A 16587-nucleotide genomic window follows, 5' to 3' on the forward strand; every position below is an offset into this window, starting at 1 on the left:
GCGCTGCCGTGGAGATACCCGACCTGACGGGTGGTTTCGTTGCCCTGCTCGGCCTGAAGTTCGAGGAGGCGACCGCCGACCGGGTGGTCATCAGTTGGCAGGTCCGACCGGAGCTGCACCAGCCGTTCGGCATCCTGCACGGCGGGGTGTACTGCTCGGTCGTGGAGACCGCGGCCAGCGTGGGTGGTTCGCTCTGGTTGGCCGACCGGGGCACGGTCGTCGGGGTGTCGAACCAGACCGACTTCCTGCGGGCCGTCCGGGAGGGCGAGCTGACCGCCGTCGGTACCCCGGTGCACCGGGGTCGCAGCCAGCAGCTCTGGCAGGTGGAGATCACCGATGCCGACGAGCGGTTGGTCGCCCGCGGTCAGGTCCGGCTGCAGAACCTCTCGCGAGCCTGATCGGCGGCATCCGGACGGGTCAGCTGCGGGCCTCGTCCAGCACCGGCTCCGTGGGCTGGTCGGCGTCGATGTCGGCGTCATCGGGTACGCGGCTGAGCCGTACCTCGGTGATCGCCCGCTGGTCGATGCCGGCCACCACCAGCACCCAGCCGTCCAGCGTGACGTCCTCCCCGGCGACGGTGGGGATGTGCCCGAGGCGGGCCAGCACCAGCCCGGCGACGGTGGTGTAGTCACCGGCTGGGCGCGACGGCAGCTCGACGCCGATGTCCGGAAGGTCGTGCACCGGGAAGGTGCCGGGCAGCAGCAGCGCACCGTCGGGCTCGCGGCGCACCGAGTATCCGTCCCGGTCGGTCTCGTCGTAGATCTCTCCGACGATCTCCTCCAGGATGTCCTCCAGTGTCACGATGCCGTCGACGGCGCCGCGCTCGTCCACGACCAGGGCGATGTGCTGGCGCTCGGCCTTGAACTGACGCAGCGCGTCGACCACGGGCAGCGAGTCGGGCAGCAGCATCGGGGGACGGGCGATCTCGTCGATCGGGCGGTCGGCGGGCACACCCACCAGGTCGCGCAGGTGGATCACGCCGGCCGTGTCGTCCAGGCCGCCGTGGCGCACCACCGGCGCGCGGGAGTGCCCGGTGGCGGCCAGCACGAGCCGCGCGGCCTCCGCGGTGGTCCCGCTGTCGAGCGTGAAGACCCGCAACCGGGGTACGAGGACCGCCCGCAACCGCCGGTCGGCGATCTCCACCGCGCCGGCGATGATGGTGCGCTGCTCCTTCGTGAAGCCGTGGTTGCCGGCGACGATGTCGCGCAGCTCGTCCGGGCCGATCTCCTCCGGCTGGTGCCTCGGGTTGAGCCCGACCAGGCGGACCACCAGGTCGCTGGTGGCGCCGAGCGCCCAGACGGCGGGCCGGGTGAACGTGGCGAGCAGGTCGAGCGGGCGGGCCACCAGCAGCGCCCACCGCTCGGCGGACTGCATGGCGATCCGCTTGGGCGCCAGCTCGCCGAAAACCAGGGTGACGAAGGTCAGTGCGAGGGTGACCGCCACGATCGCCACCGTCTCGGCGGCGGCACCGAACACCCCGAGCAGCGGCACGAGGGGTTTGGCCAGCGAGACCGCCGCGGCGGCGGAGGCCAGGAAGCCGGCGAGGGTGATGCCGATCTGGATGGTGGCCAGGAAACGGTTCGGGTCCTTGGCGAGCCGGGCCAGCACCCGCCCGGCCCGGCTGGTGCGCTCCAACCGCTGGATCTGGCTGTCCCGCAGCGACACCAACGCCATCTCGCTGCCGGCGAAGAGCGCGTTGATCACGACCAGGATTCCGACCAGGGCCAGTTGGCTCCCGTAGCTCTGCACGCCCGGTTCGCTCCCTCACGGTGGTGGCACCGGCCGGAACGCGCGGCGCTCGCCGGTCGGCGAGCCCGCCCGGCGTAGGCGCTTCAGTGCCCCGTCTGGCGCCGGCCGAATCCTGCCCCGGCGACGCTACGCCGGATCGGTGCCCGATGACGCGGGCAGATCCAGGACGTACGAGTCGCCCTCCGGTCGGAAGCCGAGCCGGTGGTAGTAGGGGGCGACCATCCGGGGCGGGCTGACCACCCGGTGGAAGCCCCGTTCGGTGAACAGGTGACTGCGCCGGTAGACGAACTCGCCCGGGGTGAAGTCCCGGAACTTGGGGGTCACGTAGTCCAGGTCGATCTGCGCGACGCCGCGTGCCTCGGCGTGCGACAACACCACCCCGACCACCTCGTCGGCGGTGACCACCAGGAACGCGGAGCGCCCGGACGCGTCCGGATCCCAGCGGAAGTCCGGGTTGAACCGGGCGATATCGGCGGCGTGCACCCGCAGCGTGTGCGCGAGGAACTGGTCGCCAATGCCGACCTCCACCACCTGGTAGGTCTTCTCGTCGTGGCGGGTGGCGAGCATCCCGCGCAGGTACCAGATGTTGATGACCGCGAGCACGACGTTGAGCCCGACCCCGGGCCAGACCTCGATTGCGGCGTTGTAGCCGATCAGCACGAAGCAGCCGATGAGGTTGAGCGCACGCAGCCGCAGGATGCGTGATTGCAGCAGGGACCAGACCAGCACCGCGGAGCCGGCCCAGCCGACCAGATCCAACCAGTTCACTCCGCGAGACTAGTGCCCGCCCAGGTCAGGGCCGTCGGCGGGCAACTCCAGCAGCCACTCCTCGACGTCTTCGCCGCGCGCGTTGGCGTACCCCGAGTCTTCCCCGATCACGACGAACCCGCACTTGCGCAGCACCGCGAGGGACGCGGCGTTGTCCTTGGCGGCGCGGGCGTGCACCGGCCGGGGCAGCTCGCGCAGCAGGGCGGCCAGCGCCACCGTGGCGTGACCCCGACCCCAGCGGGCCGGGTCGATCCAGTAGCTGACCTCGGTCTGGTCGTCGACCGGGAAGGCGCTGACGTAGCCGACCACTTCGCCGTCGACCTCGATCGTGCGGACCAGGTTCGCCGGGTTGGTGAGCACCCGGGCCCAGTGTCGGGCGAACTCGCGGTGGTCGGACGGGTCCTTGGACGTGAACGCTGCCATCCGGTTGGCCTCCGGGTCCTGCTGGTGCAGGAAGAACTCCACGAGATCGTCCTCGCGGACCGGGCGGAGCCGCACATCGTCGAAGGTCATCGGACGAGGGTACGCAGCCATCGGGCGATCCGTGCCGAGCCTGGCGCGTCTGAGGCAGCACAATGACTCTGAGGCAGCAGACCGACCCAGGGAGTGCCGATGAACCGACCTGTCGTGGTGGGCGTGGACGGATCGCCGTCCAGCCTCGTCGCCGCGGAGCACGCGGCCCACGCCGCTCTGCTCCGGTCCCGGCCGCTGCACCTGGTGCACGGTTACCTGCACCCGCTCGGCTACGGCGTGTCGCTCAACCCGTACGACGTCGGGGTGCCGGCGCCCTCCGAGGAGGCGCAGAAGATGTTGGAGCGCACCGCGAGCGACCTGGCCGACCGTTGGCCCGGCCTGGTCGTCGAGGTGCGTCAGGTCGCCGGCGGTCCCGGCGTCACCATGATCGAGGAGTCCCGTCGGGCGGAGCTGGTCGTGGTGGGCAGCCGGGGGCTGGGCGGGTTCACCGGGCTGCTGCTCGGCTCGGTCGGCGCGCAGGTGGCCGCACACGCGCACTGCCCGGTGCTGGTGGTCCGACCGGATGAACAGCCGATCCCGGTGGACGCCCCCGTGCTGGTCGGCGTCGACGGCTCCGAGTCGTCCCGGCTCGCCGCGGGCTACGGCGCCAATGAGGCAGCGCTGCGGGATGTGCCGCTGGTGCTGGTGCACGTCGGCCCGCCGGACGGGGACCGAACGGTGCCGGAGGAGATCGAGGAGTCGCAGGCCGCGTACCAGGCCGAGGCGGTGCGGCTGCTGGCCGAGGCCTCCGCCGCGGTTCGCGCCGAGCACCCCGGCCTGGTGGTGCGGGAGCATCCGGTCCGGGCGGCCGGCGCGGCCCAGGGGCTCATCAAGGCCAGCGGCACGGCGTCGCTGCTGGTCGTGGGCACCCGGGGCCGGGCCGGATTCGCCGGTTTGTTGCTCGGCTCGGTCAGCCAGGCGGCGATCCAGCACGCGCACTGCCCGGTGCTGGTCGCCCACCCGTACCCGGTCAGTTGACCGGATCGTCACCCCGGCCGAGCATCTGGAGGAAGTCGGTGGTGAGGGCGAACGGATCGGCGGGGCCGCTGGACGGCGGCCGACGCTCGATCTGGTCGGCCAGCTCGCCGGCAGCGCGCCGGATCCGGCCGCGCAACGCGCCGTCGGCGGTGCCGTCGGACCAGTCTTCCGGGGCGGCGAAGACCGAGGTGGGGACCACCACCGCCCGTAGGTAGCTGAACATCGGTCGGACGGCGTGCTCCAGCGCCAACGAGTGCCGGGCGGTGCCGCCGGTGGCCGCGATCAACACCGGCCGGTCGACCAGCGACTCGGCATCCAGCACGTCGAAGAATGACTTGAACAGCCCGTTGTACGAGGCGCTGAAGATCGGGGTGACGGCGACGATCCCGTCCGCCCCGGTCACCGCGTCGATGGCCTCGCGCAGTGCGGCCGGCGGGAACCCGGTGAGCATGTTGTTCACCACGTCGTGGGCGTACTCCCGCAGGTCGACGACGCGCAGCTCCACCTCGTGGCCGCGCCGGACCAGCTCGTCGCGGGTCGCCGCGGCGAGCTGGTCGGCGAGCAGCCGGGTGGACGAGGGCTGGCTCAGCCCCGCCGAGACCACGGCCAGCGTGCGGCGGGTCATCGGGACACCTCCGGTGCCTTGCCCGTCACGTCGTCGACGGCGTGGACGGTGCTGTCCTTGGCGCCGCCGGCAGCGGCGACCAGCGAGGCGTGGGTGGGGGCCTCCGGCACGTGCGCCGGACGCAGCGCGGCGAACTCCTTGCGCAGCACCGGCACGACCTCCTCGCCGAGCAGGTCGAGCTGCTCCAGCACGGTCTTCAGCGGCAGACCCGCGTGGTCCATCAGGAACAGTTGCCGCTGGTAGTCGCCGACGTACTCCCGGAAGCTCAGGGTGCGGTCGATGACCTGCTGCGGGCTGCCCACGGTCAGCGGGGTCTCCCGGGTGAACTCCTCCAGCGACGGCCCGTGCCCGTAGACCGGGGCGTTGTCGAAGTACGGCCGGAACTCCCGGACCGCGTCCTGCGAGTTGCGTCGCAGGAACACCTGCCCGCCGAGGCCGACGATCGCCTGGTCGGCGGAGCCGTGGCCGTAGTGCGCGTACCGCTCGCGGTAGAGCCCGACCATCCGCTCGGTGTGCTCCTTCGGCCAGAAGATGTGGTTGGCGAAGAAGCCGTCGCCGTAGTAGGCGGCCTGCTCGGCGATCTCCGGACTGCGGATCGAGCCGTGCCAGACGAACGGGGGCACGCCGTCGAGCGGGCGCGGCGTCGAGGTGAACGACTGCAACGGGGTGCGGTACTTGCCCTTCCAGTCGACCACGTCCTCGCGCCACAGCCGGTGCAGCAGGTCGTAGTTCTCGATCGCGAGCGGGATGCCGGCGCGGATGTCCTTGCCGAACCACGGGTAGACCGGGCCGGTGTTGCCGCGACCCATCATGAGATCCACCCGGCCGTCGGACAGGTGCTGGAGCATCGCGTAGTCCTCGGCGATCTTCACCGGGTCGTTGGTGGTGATCAGCGTGGTCGCGGTGGACAGCAGCAGCCGCTCGGTGCGCGCCGCGATGTGGCCGAGCATGGTGGTCGGGGACGAGGGCACGAACGGCGGGTTGTGGTGCTCGCCGGCGGCGAAGACGTCCAGGCCGACCTCTTCGGCCTTCAACGCGATCGCGACCATCGCCTTGATCCGCTCATGCTCGGTCGGCTCCCGACCGGTGGTCGGATCGACCGTGACGTCACCGACGGTGAAGACTCCGAACTGCATGACCAGCTCCTCGCGTGTCAACCGGGTGCCGCCGTGGTACCCGGACGCAGCTCACAACTTATTTGACGAGTCAACTATTCCGTCGGCGGCGTGCCCCGCAGTGGCGCCGATCACTCCTCAGCACGGCATTCAGCCGGACAAACCACCGGTGCCCAGCGTCGCTCAGCCGCCCGCCACCGACGGCAGCACCTGCACCTCGGCGCCGTCGCCGACCGGGGTGGCCAGACCGCCGGAGTGCCGGCAGTCTTCCCCGTCGACGAATACGTTGACGTAGCGGCGCAGCTCGCCACGCTCGTCGCGGATCCGTCGGGACAGCCGTGGATGATGGGCGGCCAGCTCGTCGAGGACGGCCCGCAACGTACCCACGGCGGTGATGCTCAGCCGACTCGCACCACCGGCCTCGCCACGCAGCGGGCCGGGCAGCAGCACGGTGACCACGATCAGACCTCCGCGGCCCGAACGCAGAGCACGTCGGGCAGGTGCGCCGCCACCAGGGACCAGGAGTCGCCCTCGTCGCGGCTGGCGTAGACCGAGCCGGAGCGGGTGCCGAAGTAGACCCCGCCGGGCGTGGCGTCGTCGGCGCACATCGCGTCGCGCAGCACCGCCGGATAGAACGGCCCCTCGGGAAGCCCCACCGACAGCGGCTCCCACTTGCCGCCGGCGTCGGCGGAACGGAACACCCGGCAGCGGTGGTCGGTCGGGAACCGCTCGCTGTCGGCCACCAACGGGAAGGTCCACACCATGCCACCCCGCCCCGGGTGGGCCACCATGGGGAAGCCGAAGTCGCTGGGCAGCCCGTCGGCGATCGAGGACCAGGTGCGCCCGTCGTCGTCGGAGCGGTAGACACCGTGGTGGTTCTGCGCATACAGCCGCTCGGGGTTGCCGGCGTCCCGGGCGACCTTGTGCACGCACTGGCCGAACTCCGGCCACTCGTCGGGCATGAAGTAGGCGCGGATGCCGGTGTTGCCCGGCGCCCAGCTCGCCCCGGCGTCCTCCGAGCGGTAGACCCCGCCGGTGGACATGGCGACCAGCAGCCGAGCCGGATCACGCGGGTGGGGCAGCACGGTGTGCACCGCCTGACCGCCGAACCCAGCCTCCCACTGGGGGCGGTGCGGGTGGTCCCAGAGTGAACGGACCAGCTCGAAGCTGCGGCCACCATCGGTGGACTTGAACAGCGCCGACGGCTCGGTGCCGGCCCAGACCACGTCCGGCTCGTCGGGACCGGCCGGCATCAACTGCCAGACCCGTCCGAGGGAGACACCGGTGTCGGCTGGGAACGCGACCGGGGCGTGGTCGGGCTCGTCCCAGGAGGCGCCGAGGTCGTCGCTCGTGGCGACGCTGGGCCCGAAGTGTGAGCTGGTCATGCCGGCGAGCAGCCGCGGGGTGGAACGACGGGTGTCGACCGCGACCGCGTAGACACCGGTCATCGGAAAGTGCGGGCCGGTTATCTCCCAGCTGCGCCGGTCGTCGGCGCTGGTGGCGAGAAACAAACCCTTGGCCGTGCCGATCGCGAGCAGCGTTGCCATGACGTCCTCCGAACCGTCGGTGAGCAGGTGCGGTGATTATGGCCACACCCCCCGACATGTTCCGCGAGGACACACGGCCGGCGGGTCAACGCCGGGTGCGGGGCACGTGTCGCCGGTAGGCACTGACCGTCGGGTCACCGTCGAGCCAGAACCGCCACGGCACGTCGTGAGCGCCCGTCACGCCGACGCGCGGGCCGGCGACCACCGCCTCCGGCGGCACCGGCCGTGCCGGCGGACGCAACCGGACCGGCCCGTCGCCCAGCAGGTACCCGCCGTACGCGGAACGGTCGATGCCGAGCGTGGCGCAGAGCCGGGCCGGCCCACGGGCCAGGTCCACGTCCCGGCGCACGGCCGGCCGGCGGCCCCGAGCCGTGGCCAGGCCGTCCACCACCTCCCCGGCGCGCACCAGCACCGCGGCGGCTTCCCCCTCCACCCCGGTGACCACGTTCATGCACCAGTGCATCCCGTAGGTGAAGTAGACGTAGGCGTGCCCGGCCGGCCCGAACATCACCGCATTGCGCGGAGTGCGCCCGCGGTGTGCGTGCGAGGCCGGGTCACCGGCCGTGCCGGCGTACGCCTCGACCTCGGTGATCCGGACGGTGACACCGCCGGCGTGCAGCTGGCAGCCCAGCAGCCCGCGCGCGGCCGGCAGCAGCGGGCCGGCGAGCAGGTCGGCCAACGCCGCCAGGTCGGCGTCGGTGGCGTGGTCGCCGGGCAACAGATCCATGACCCGAACGGTACCCAGCCTCTTGCCTGAGCATCCCGCCGCCGGATCCGGCCGGGCACCCGGAAGCCCTCCGGTGTTCACCCGTTCGCCATCCACGCGCCGAAACCCGCCCCGCCACCGGCGGGTGTAACGAGTGTCGTCGCAGGGCGCGACGGCGCATCCGGAGAGGAACCACCATGAACGTACGCAGGATCCGTCGACCCCTCATCGCCGTCGGCCTGGCCGCGGCCGGCGCCACGCTCGCCCTCGCCCCGTCGGCCAGTGCCAGCGCCCCGCTGCGGGCGGCTGCCGCGGTCGACGGCGCCCCGCTGACCGCGGTCGCGCTCACCGGCACCGGCAAGATCGACGCCAGCGGCGCGGCGGTCTTCGTCCCGGTCACCCTGACCTGCTCGCAGCGCACCTCGGTCGATCTGACCGTCAAGGTCGCCCAGGCGATCGGGGACACGGTGCGGACCGGCACGACCACTCGGAAGGTGGTCTGCGACGCGACCACGCAGAAGGTCCGGATCGCGGTGACCGCGACGGAGCGCCCGTTCGCCCCCGGCGTGGCGTTCGGCGTGGTGACCGGCAACTCCTGCGACGCGTTGTGCAACTCCCTCACCGACGAGCACCGCTTCGAGCTGTCGCTCTGAGCCGTGGCGGGGCGGCACGGCACGACCGCGCCGCCCCGCTTCAACATTTGGTTGACAATCGTTCGTTGATGGGTTGGGATCGGGGTATGACGACGGACGATTTGTTCACGGCGCCAGACCCGTCCCGCGCCCGCGCACACCGCACCCACGAGGCGCTGCAGCGCATCAGCGAGCGGCACGCCAGCACGGACACCCAGCGCGGGCGCTGGGCCCACCCGTACGTGCTCGACCCGTGGGAGGCGGTGGCCCTGGTCACCGCGCTGGCCGCGGGCGGAGCCGAGCGGGAGCCCGCGGAGGAGCCGGTCGACGCCGCCGACCTCACCGCCGCACTGACCCTGCTGCCGCACGTCCGCGCCGAGCTGGACGCCCTGGAGGCCGGGCTGTTGACGCTGGCCCGCGACCGTGGCCTGACCTGGCAGGCGATCGCGTACGGGCTGGGCCTGGGCAGCGCGCAGGCGGCCCGGCAGCGCTACGAACGGGTCGCCGCCCGCTCCGCCGAGCAGACCGGCTGACCGCCATCCCCACGCCCCGACCTCCCCCGCCAGCAACTGGTCGCCTTGCGGAACCCGCGTTCGGCAGGGGCGAGCATGACCAGCGGCGTTGATCGGCTCCGGTGGGTGGTGGTGGGCACGACCTCAGACGAGGTCGGCCTTCTCCAACGCGACACAGCAGGTGTCGACAACGAGGTGGCCCGCGTCACTCCACGCCGGCCAGACCTGCTCGGTGCGCGATCGCCGCAGCCTCGGTCCGGCTGGAGGCGCCGAGTTTGGCGAGAATGCTGGAGACGTGAGTGCTCGTGGTCTTCTGCGTGATGAAGAGCTCTTCGGCGATCCGGCGGTTGCTGTACCCCTGCGCGACCAGCCGCAGCACCTCGGTCTCACGTGGGGTGAGCCCGAAGGAGGAGACGGCGGTGTCGTGCTTTGCGTCCTGCTCGTCCACCGGCGCGCTCTCCGCCACGAACGCCGCCGCGATCCCGGACCGCGCGGCAAGGACCTCGATGTCGGCAAGGACCAGCTGGGCGCCGAGCCCGGTGGCGATCCGGTGTGCAGCGGCGAGCCGATCGGCTGCGGCCTCACGCCGGTATGCGGCGAGCAGGGCGCGCCCTTCGCCGAAGAGGGCGCCAGCCAGCTCGTAGGGACGCTCCAGCGACTCGAACGCGGCGACGGCGGCGGCCCAACGCTCCGGGTCGTCATCCCCCTCCGCCCGCGACAACTGCGCCTGCAAGACATGCGCGAACGCGTGCGAGATGGGAAACACGATCTCCAGGTGTTCGGCGGCCTCGCGTACGGCGGCAAGTACCTCGGCAGACCCTGCACCGGCCGAAAATGCGTCCGCCTCGATCGCTGCGGCGGTGCAGAGCGCCGGCAGCACATCGCGCACCGGCCCGTTGGCCAGCCCCGCGGCGATGCGCATGAACTCGGCTCGGGCGCTGGCGATGTCGCCCTGGCGGGCTGCGGTCTCCATGACGTACTGGACCAACGGGATGAGGAATTGCGGCTGGAGATCCACGGTACCGAAAAGCTCGCGGGCGAGCGTCAGCTGGTCAGCGGCCTCGGCGACATGTCCTCGCGCCAACTGGCCGTACGCACGGCGCCCCACGATGGCAGCCCGTGGCTTGTCCGACTGGGCGACCGCTGCCGCTTCGTCGAGGGCCGCCTCCGACTCCGGCCAACGGCCCACCGAGAACAGGGAGACCGACCGGTTGCAGTGCACCCACGCCTCGGTATCGGCCAGGCTGAGCGAGCGACACATCTTTACGCCGTGATCGGCCGTCCGGATCGCCTCCTCGGAGCGGCCCATCCCCTCCAGGATCGAGGGAAGATTTTGGTTCACCCGCCCGATGATGTCGACCACGCCCAGCTTCTCGGCACGATTTCGTACCTCGTACAGGTCGGCGAGGCTGGTGCCGTCGAGATCGGTCGCGGCGTCGAGCCAGCAGAGAGTGATGCGAGCTCGTAGCTCCAGGTCCTCGGCGCCGCAGCCGGCGGCGTACGCCACGGCGAGGTCGGCAGCGGCTCGGCTCTGCGGTCCGGGTCGGTGCCGCGCCCCCCAGGTCGCTATGTGCCCGAGGATGTCGGCATGCAACATCGACGGGGGCAGTTCGGCGACCAACTCTTGCGCAGTTTGCAGTTCCCGCCACCCATCCCCGCGGTTCAACGCCTGGACCAGTTGGGAACAGCGCGTCCAGAACCACGCCGCACGGACCGGATCTGGCTCGTGTTCCCTCCCGAGGAGTTCCAACGCGGTACGCGCCAGGTGTAGAGACCTGTCGAGGTTCCCGCTGTGCCACCCGGCCGTGGTGGCGGCGGCAAGCAGGTCCAGAAGGCCCGGCCCCACCCCGCCCGCCCCGTGCCCGCGGCGCGGGTACCGCTGCGGAAGGCGCAGGGCGGGCAGGGCGCCGCGGACCTCATCCGGAACCCGGTCCCACAGCTCGAGCGCGCGTTCCAGCAGGCTCAGCCACTCGGCGTACGCGTATCGGGTCCACGCCTCGTCGGCGCCGGAGACGCACATGTACAGCGCTTTGGCGTCATCGTGGGCGGCATACCAGTGCTGGGCAAGGCGGCCGGCCAGCTCGTCGGGCCGGACGAGCGAGGGTGCGGCTTCCAGCGCCTCGCCGTACCGTCGGTTGATCAGGGCTCGCTCGCCCGGCAGCAGGCTGTCGCTGACGGCCTCGCGTACCAGTGAGTGGCGGAACCGATAGTCCGATCCGTTCGGTTCGGGGACGAGGATCTGGGCGAGCACGGCCGCGCGCAATCCCTCGATCAACTCTTCCTCGGGTAGACCCGTCACGGCCTTCAACAGCGGATATCCGATCGCTGCGCCACTCTCCGCGGCAATCCTGGCGATCCGCTGGCTGGTGTCCGGCAACGCCTCAAGCCGCGCCAGCAGCACCTCCCGGAGGTTGTGCAGCTCTTCCCCTGCGTGCTCCATGTAGGCGCGGGCGAGCTCTTCGACAAAGAACGCGTTGCCGTCGGAGCGGGCGAAGATGTCGTTGAGGACGACCGGGTCAGGCAGCGCCCCGAAGAGACCGCCGAGTTGCTTGGTCACCTCGACGCGGCTGAACCGGGACAACTCGACGCGGCGGACCGACCGGAGCCGGTCCAACTCCGCCAGGAGTGGGCGCAGGGGGTGCCGGCGGTCGACCTCGTCGGACCGGTAGGTACCGATGAGAAGAAGACGTCCGGTGCGCCTGCTGCGGCACAGGTATCCCAGCAGGTTGCGCGTGGAAGCGTCGGCCCAGTGCAGATCCTCGATCACCAACACCACCAGGCGGCTCGACGCCAGGCGTTCCAGGACCCGCGTGGTGAGTTCGAGGAGCCGTGCGACGTTTTCACTTCGGCGTTCCACGGACGTCCCGGCGTCCAGATCCGGCAGGATTCGGGCGAGCAGCGCCTCCTGACCCGCGCTCGCCGCCCGCACCTCATCGGGTAGCCGCTGCCACAGGACATGCAGCGCCGCGGTGAACGGCGCGAACGGGAACGCGTCGCCGCCGACCTCAATGCAACGACCGACCGCCACGACGGCCTGCTTGTCGTCGAGCGTACGAAGCAGCTCGTCAACAAGCCGGGTCTTGCCAACGCCCGCCTCGCCCCGCACGAGCAGCGTTTGGGGGGTGCCGCGGTCGGCCGCCCCGGCGGCCTGGCGCAGCTCGGCCAGTTCGGCTTCCCGCCCCACGAAGGCAGGGGTGACAGTAGCGGCGAGTCCCACAAGACCAACGATTGCATAAACCACAGAGTGTCGGTTTCGGCAGGCGCTCCGAATCTCCCATCTGGCTCGCGGAGAGACCCTCGCGAACCGCTGGCGGGCCGCGCGTTCTAGGTACTTCTTCCGAGCTGTGGCGGCTGCTGCCCGGGCAGTCAGGTCCAGGGGCCAGTCAAAGGCCGGAACTTCTCCCGATGCCGCGCCCTTTGCCGGCTGTGAGCATCGATAGCGCCCCGTCCCGACCCTGACTCCTGAGTCTTGGAGAGAACCCGCCAATGGCCATGTTCCGCACGCTCTACCGCAGCATGACCGGATTTCCCGGTGGGTTTTGGGTGCTGTGGAGCGCAACCCTGGTGAACCGGATGGCCACCTTCGTCTATCCGTTCCTCGGGATCTACCTGACCACCGAACTCGGGTACTCGGCCACCACCGCCGGGCTCGTGCTGGCGACCTTCGGCATCGGCTCCGTCGCCGGATCCTTGATCGGCGGTGAGCTGAGCGACCGAATCGGCCGGCGCCCGACGATGGCCGGCGCCCAACTCCTCGCCGCCGTGTCGACCGCGATCATGGGCTTCACCCCGAACGGGGTGGCCATCGCCGTGCTGGTGTTCTTCATGGGGCTCGGTGTGAGCGCGTCGCGGCCCGCGGTACAGGCGATGATCGTGGACATGGTCCCGCAGAAGGACCGGGTCCGCGCCTTCTCAGTCAACTACTGGGCCGTCAACATCGGTTTCGGTTTCTCCGCGGTGGTTGCCGGTTATCTCGTACACGAGGGTTATCTCTGGATCTTCCTCGGCGATGCCGTCACGACCTTGATCTGCGCCGTCATCATGTGGGTCCGGCTGCCGGAGACCAGACCCGAGCGCGCCGACACCGCCTCCTCGGGTACGGAAGCGCCAATCAGTTCCCGGCAGGTGTTCCGAGACTCCCGGTTCATGACGTTCTGCCTGCTCGCCCTCGGCGTGTGGCTGATGATGTACCAGGGGTGGAGCATCCTTCCGGTCGACATGGCCGGACGTGGGATCAGCACCCAGGCGTACGGGTTGATCATCGCCTTGAACGGCGTTGTCATCATCCTGCTGCAGATCCCCGTCACCGCCCTGGTGAAGGGACGCAAACTCGGCCTGGCTCTGGTGCTGACGCTCAGCGCGGTCCTTCTCGGTGCGGGATTCGGACTGACCGGCCTCGCCGGCACCTCGTTGATCTTCTCTGCGCTCTGCGTGGTGATCTGGACCCTGGGCGAGATCCTGTACGCCCCCGCGTCGTCGGCCGCCGTGGGCGAGCTGGCGCACACCCAGGCCAGAGGCCGCTATCAGGGCGTCTACAGCCTGAGCGGCTCCATGGCGTCGGTCCTGGCGCCACTTGTGGGCGGACTGGTGCTGGACCACTGGGGCGGATATTCCCTCTGGTCCCTCTGCGCCGCCGTCGGTGTGGTCGCCGCGGCCGGCTTCTGGATCCTGTTCCACCAGCCGGCCCGGAGTACTGACGGCTCGGGAGGTGACGCGGAGGACAAGCCCGCGGGCCCGCAGGAACCGGTGTCGAACCCGGCGGTCCGGCTACCGGCTCGCGCGGTTTCCGACCAGAACAGCACTGCCGGCATCGGCTAGCCGAGCGCACCGACCGACCGGCACCACAGACGCCCGACATCACTACACCTGAAATGAGGACCATCAATGCCTGATTATGACTACATCGTGGTAGGCGGCGGCTCGGCCGGATCGGTGATCGCGGCGCGGCTGTCCGTACGCCTCTCCGTGCGGGTGCTGCTCCTGGAGGCCGGGAGCCGGGAATTGCCGGCGCTGAGCGCCGTACCGGCGGCATGGCCCGCCCTTACGAACTCGCCCGCCAACTGGGGTGACGTCTCGGTGCCGCATGCGCAGACCGGCGCGACCATCCTGCAGCCACGGGGCCGCGGGCTCGGTGGCTCCTCCGCCATCAACGGCATGATCTTCCTTCGCGCCCACCGGTCGAGCTACGACGCCTGGCCGGCGGCGGGCGCGAACGGCTGGGGCTACGACGACCTGCTGCCGTACTTCCAGCGCACCGAACGGACGCGGGGCAAGAACGCTGCCATCCGCGGCCAGGAGGGCCCGATGCAGGTGGCCCCTGCGACGTCCGTGCACCCGCTGATGGAGGCGGCAGGAGAGGCAGCCGTGGAGGCGGGACACCCGCGTGCCGTCGACTTCTCCAACGGAATTGAAGACGGAGTCGGCCTGTTCGACCTCAACATCGTCGACGGCGTACGCCAGACCGCCGCCGACGCCTATCTCCGACCGAACCTGCACCGGCCGAACCTCGACGTGGTGACGGACGCACTGGTCCACCGGCTTGTCTTCGACGGTAACCGGTGCGTCGGCGTCGACTACACCGTCGCGGGCGAGACGAAGTCGGCGCAGTGCTCCGGTGAGGTGGTGTTGACGGCGGGCACGATCGGCTCGGCGCAGCTCCTGATGCTCTCGGGGATCGGCCCCAAGGAGCATCTGGGCGAGGTCGGCATCGACGTGCTGGTGGACGCGCCCGAGGTCGGCGCCAACTACCACGACCACCCCACCACCACCGTCACCTACACCTCATCGCGAGAGATTCCCCGCAGTGCCGGGAACCACGCCGAGGTGGGTGTACGCCTGCGCAGCGACCCCGCCCTCGCCGTGCCCGACGTGCAGCTCATCCTCAGCGAGGCGCCGCTGTCGCCGTTGGCTCCGCAGGTCGAATACGGCCACGGATACTCCTTCCTCGTCTCGCTGATGAACCCACGCAGCCGCGGCACGATCCGCCTGTCGGGCCCGAGCCCGGAGGCACCCCTGCTGCTCGACCCCAACTGCTACGCCGACCCCCGCGACCTCGACGCCATGATCGGGGGACTGCGCGCTGCCCGCCAGATCGGTGCGGCACCCGCGCTTGCCCCGTGGCGAGGCGAGGAGGTGGTCCCGGGACCGATCAACCACGACGCGACCCTGGGCCAGTACATCCAAGAAAGCCTTGTCGTCTACTGGCATCCGGTCGGCTCCTGCCGGATGGGCTCGGACCCGACCTCCGTCGTCGACGAGGAGTTGCGGGTCAGGGGAGTCACCGGGCTGCGTATCGCCGACGCGTCCGTCATGCCCTCCATCCCGGCCGCCAACACGCATGCGACTGTGCTGGCCGTGGCCGAACGGGCGGCGGATCTCATCAGGGGCCTTACCCGTCGATGAACCGAGCCCTGGGCCGGCCCTGGTCCCTACCGCCACGCCGCCCGCACACCGCGCCCGGTCTGCCGTCCAGCCTGTTATCTCGATCCCGCTGGGACGCCGACCCGCTCCCCTGCCGCCGCCCGGTGGATCGGATGAACCCTCGGGCAAGCGAGTCCAACCATTGACCGGAGCTCCCATGTCACCAGCTGACCTGACCAGGATCGCCGAACTCGTCGAGGCGGAGGTGAACTACCAATTGGACGCCGCTGTACCCGAGCCGACCCGCCGAGCGCTCGGCATCACCACCGGCCGGATCGGCGGCGGGACAACGGTCTCCGTTCGCAACGACCCGACGGGCGGCATGTTCAACAAGTCCCTCGGGCTCGGTGTCTCCGAATCGGTCACCGACAGGTTGATCAGCGAGGTGCTCGACTTCCACCGGGCACACGGCAGCCCGATGGCCCACATCCAGATCGCCCCGGAACTCCTGCCGAGCGACTGGGCCGAGATCAGCGCCGCCCACGGCCTCGAACCGGGCGGCGAGCTGGTCCGATTCGCGGCGGAGGTGGACGACGTCACGCCCGCCAGCACGGATCTGCGCGTCGGGCAGGTCGGTGCGCAGGAGACCGACGAGTGGGCGACGCGGCTCTGGGAGTTCTTCGGCGTGCCCGACCAGCACCTGATCGAGGTGTTTGCCGCCGTGGCCCGGACCGACGGCTTCCAGGCGTTCGCCGCGTGGGACGGCGACCAGATGGTCGGCGTGGCCAACCTCTTCCTGCACGGGAAGTCGGCCCACCTCAACTCCGGGGCGACCCGGGAGAGTCACCGCCGGCGTGGCGTGCAGTCGGCCCTGATCGCCGCCCGAGCCGAGTACGCCGCGGCAGCCGGTTGCCGCTGGCTCGTCAGCGAGGTCGGCAAGCCCGAGGTCGAGGGTATGAACCCATCGCTGAACAACATGGCCAGGGCCGGATTCACCCGGCTCTACGACCGCCGGAACTGGATCTGGCGGCCAGAGACCACCCGCGTGACGACGTCGCGCTCGTGAGCCGTTCACCGGCCCC

16 protein-coding genes are annotated in these 16587 nt (G+C 70.8%); 7 read left to right on the plus strand and 9 right to left on the minus strand.

From position 1 onward, the window contains the following. The first annotated feature begins 8 nt into the window (after positions 1-8). Positions 9-398, plus strand: a complete 390-nt coding sequence (locus tag ACQEUX_RS13275; protein WP_433046321.1) for a PaaI family thioesterase — start codon at positions 9-11, stop codon at positions 396-398. Positions 399-417: 19 nt separating this feature from the next. On the opposite strand, the gene ACQEUX_RS13280 is transcribed toward ACQEUX_RS13275, so the two are convergent. The 3 genes from ACQEUX_RS13280 to ACQEUX_RS13290 form a co-directional block, all read right to left on the minus strand. Next, on the minus strand, positions 418-1749 hold the full coding sequence (locus ACQEUX_RS13280) for a hemolysin family protein (protein ID WP_433046324.1): 1332 nt from the start codon (positions 1747-1749) through the stop codon (positions 418-420). Positions 1750-1875: 126 nt separating this feature from the next. Next, positions 1876-2517 (minus strand): hypothetical protein, encoded by a 642-nt coding sequence (locus tag ACQEUX_RS13285; protein ID WP_433046327.1) that lies wholly within the window; start codon positions 2515-2517, stop codon positions 1876-1878. A gap of 9 nt (positions 2518-2526) precedes the next feature. After that, positions 2527-3030, minus strand: a complete 504-nt coding sequence (locus tag ACQEUX_RS13290) for a GNAT family N-acetyltransferase (RefSeq protein ID WP_433046330.1) — start codon at positions 3028-3030, stop codon at positions 2527-2529. Between the two features lie 93 nt (positions 3031-3123). On the opposite strand from ACQEUX_RS13290, the gene ACQEUX_RS13295 reads away from it, so the two are divergent. Continuing rightward, positions 3124-4008, plus strand: coding sequence for a universal stress protein (locus tag ACQEUX_RS13295; RefSeq protein ID WP_433046333.1), 885 nt, complete (start codon positions 3124-3126; stop codon positions 4006-4008). On the opposite strand, the gene ACQEUX_RS13300 is transcribed toward ACQEUX_RS13295, so the two are convergent. The 5 genes from ACQEUX_RS13300 to ACQEUX_RS13320 form a co-directional block, all read right to left on the minus strand. Further along, positions 4001-4633 carry an FMN reductase gene (locus ACQEUX_RS13300; RefSeq protein ID WP_433046336.1) on the minus strand — a complete coding sequence of 211 codons (633 nt, stop codon included), beginning with the start codon at positions 4631-4633 and terminating at the stop codon, positions 4001-4003. The two genes, ACQEUX_RS13295 and ACQEUX_RS13300, sit on opposite strands and share 8 nt — an antisense overlap. Further along, a complete protein-coding gene (locus ACQEUX_RS13305; RefSeq protein ID WP_433046339.1) occupies positions 4630-5769 on the minus strand; it encodes an LLM class flavin-dependent oxidoreductase in 1140 nt (379 codons plus the stop codon). Before ACQEUX_RS13305 ends, ACQEUX_RS13300 begins: the two co-directional genes overlap by 4 nt. 162 nt (positions 5770-5931) lie before the next feature. Further along, the gene (locus ACQEUX_RS13310; protein WP_433046342.1) at positions 5932-6207 is read right to left on the minus strand and encodes a ubiquitin-like small modifier protein 1; all 276 of its coding nucleotides are present in this window, start codon (positions 6205-6207) and stop codon (positions 5932-5934) included. A gap of 2 nt (positions 6208-6209) precedes the next feature. Then, complete coding sequence (locus ACQEUX_RS13315; protein ID WP_433046345.1) at positions 6210-7295, minus strand: WD40/YVTN/BNR-like repeat-containing protein; 1086 nt, start codon at positions 7293-7295, stop codon at positions 6210-6212. A gap of 85 nt (positions 7296-7380) precedes the next feature. Then, complete coding sequence (locus tag ACQEUX_RS13320; protein WP_433046348.1) at positions 7381-8022, minus strand: DNA-3-methyladenine glycosylase; 642 nt, start codon at positions 8020-8022, stop codon at positions 7381-7383. A gap of 176 nt (positions 8023-8198) precedes the next feature. Here ACQEUX_RS13320 and ACQEUX_RS13325 point away from each other — a divergent pair, with 176 nt between their 5' ends. Further along, a complete protein-coding gene (locus ACQEUX_RS13325) occupies positions 8199-8654 on the plus strand; it encodes a hypothetical protein (RefSeq protein WP_433046351.1) in 456 nt (151 codons plus the stop codon). Positions 8655-8740: 86 nt separating this feature from the next. After that, positions 8741-9166: a DNA-binding protein gene (locus ACQEUX_RS13330; protein WP_433046354.1), complete on the plus strand. Its 426-nt coding sequence runs from the start codon at positions 8741-8743 to the stop codon at positions 9164-9166. A 184-nt stretch (positions 9167-9350) separates the two neighbouring features. Here ACQEUX_RS13330 and ACQEUX_RS13335 read toward each other — a convergent pair whose 3' ends face one another. Then, positions 9351-12632: a helix-turn-helix transcriptional regulator gene (locus ACQEUX_RS13335; RefSeq protein ID WP_433046357.1), complete on the minus strand. Its 3282-nt coding sequence runs from the start codon at positions 12630-12632 to the stop codon at positions 9351-9353. Here ACQEUX_RS13335 and ACQEUX_RS13340 point away from each other — a divergent pair. The 3 genes from ACQEUX_RS13340 (at position 12632) to ACQEUX_RS13350 (ending at position 16571) form a co-directional block, all read left to right on the plus strand. After that, the gene (locus ACQEUX_RS13340) at positions 12632-13963 is read left to right on the plus strand and encodes an MDR family MFS transporter (protein ID WP_433046360.1); all 1332 of its coding nucleotides are present in this window, start codon (positions 12632-12634) and stop codon (positions 13961-13963) included. The two genes, ACQEUX_RS13335 and ACQEUX_RS13340, sit on opposite strands and share 1 nt — an antisense overlap. Positions 13964-14029: 66 nt before the next feature. Then, positions 14030-15547 (plus strand): GMC family oxidoreductase, encoded by a 1518-nt coding sequence (locus tag ACQEUX_RS13345; RefSeq protein WP_433046363.1) that lies wholly within the window; start codon positions 14030-14032, stop codon positions 15545-15547. Positions 15548-15722: 175 nt separating this feature from the next. Next, entirely contained in the window at positions 15723-16571 is an 849-nt protein-coding gene (locus tag ACQEUX_RS13350) for a GNAT family N-acetyltransferase (protein WP_433046366.1), read from the plus strand. Positions 16572-16587: the final 16 nt, after the last annotated feature.

The organism is Micromonospora sp. CA-259024, from assembly GCF_050936255.1.
Classification (GTDB): domain Bacteria; phylum Actinomycetota; class Actinomycetes; order Mycobacteriales; family Micromonosporaceae; genus Micromonospora.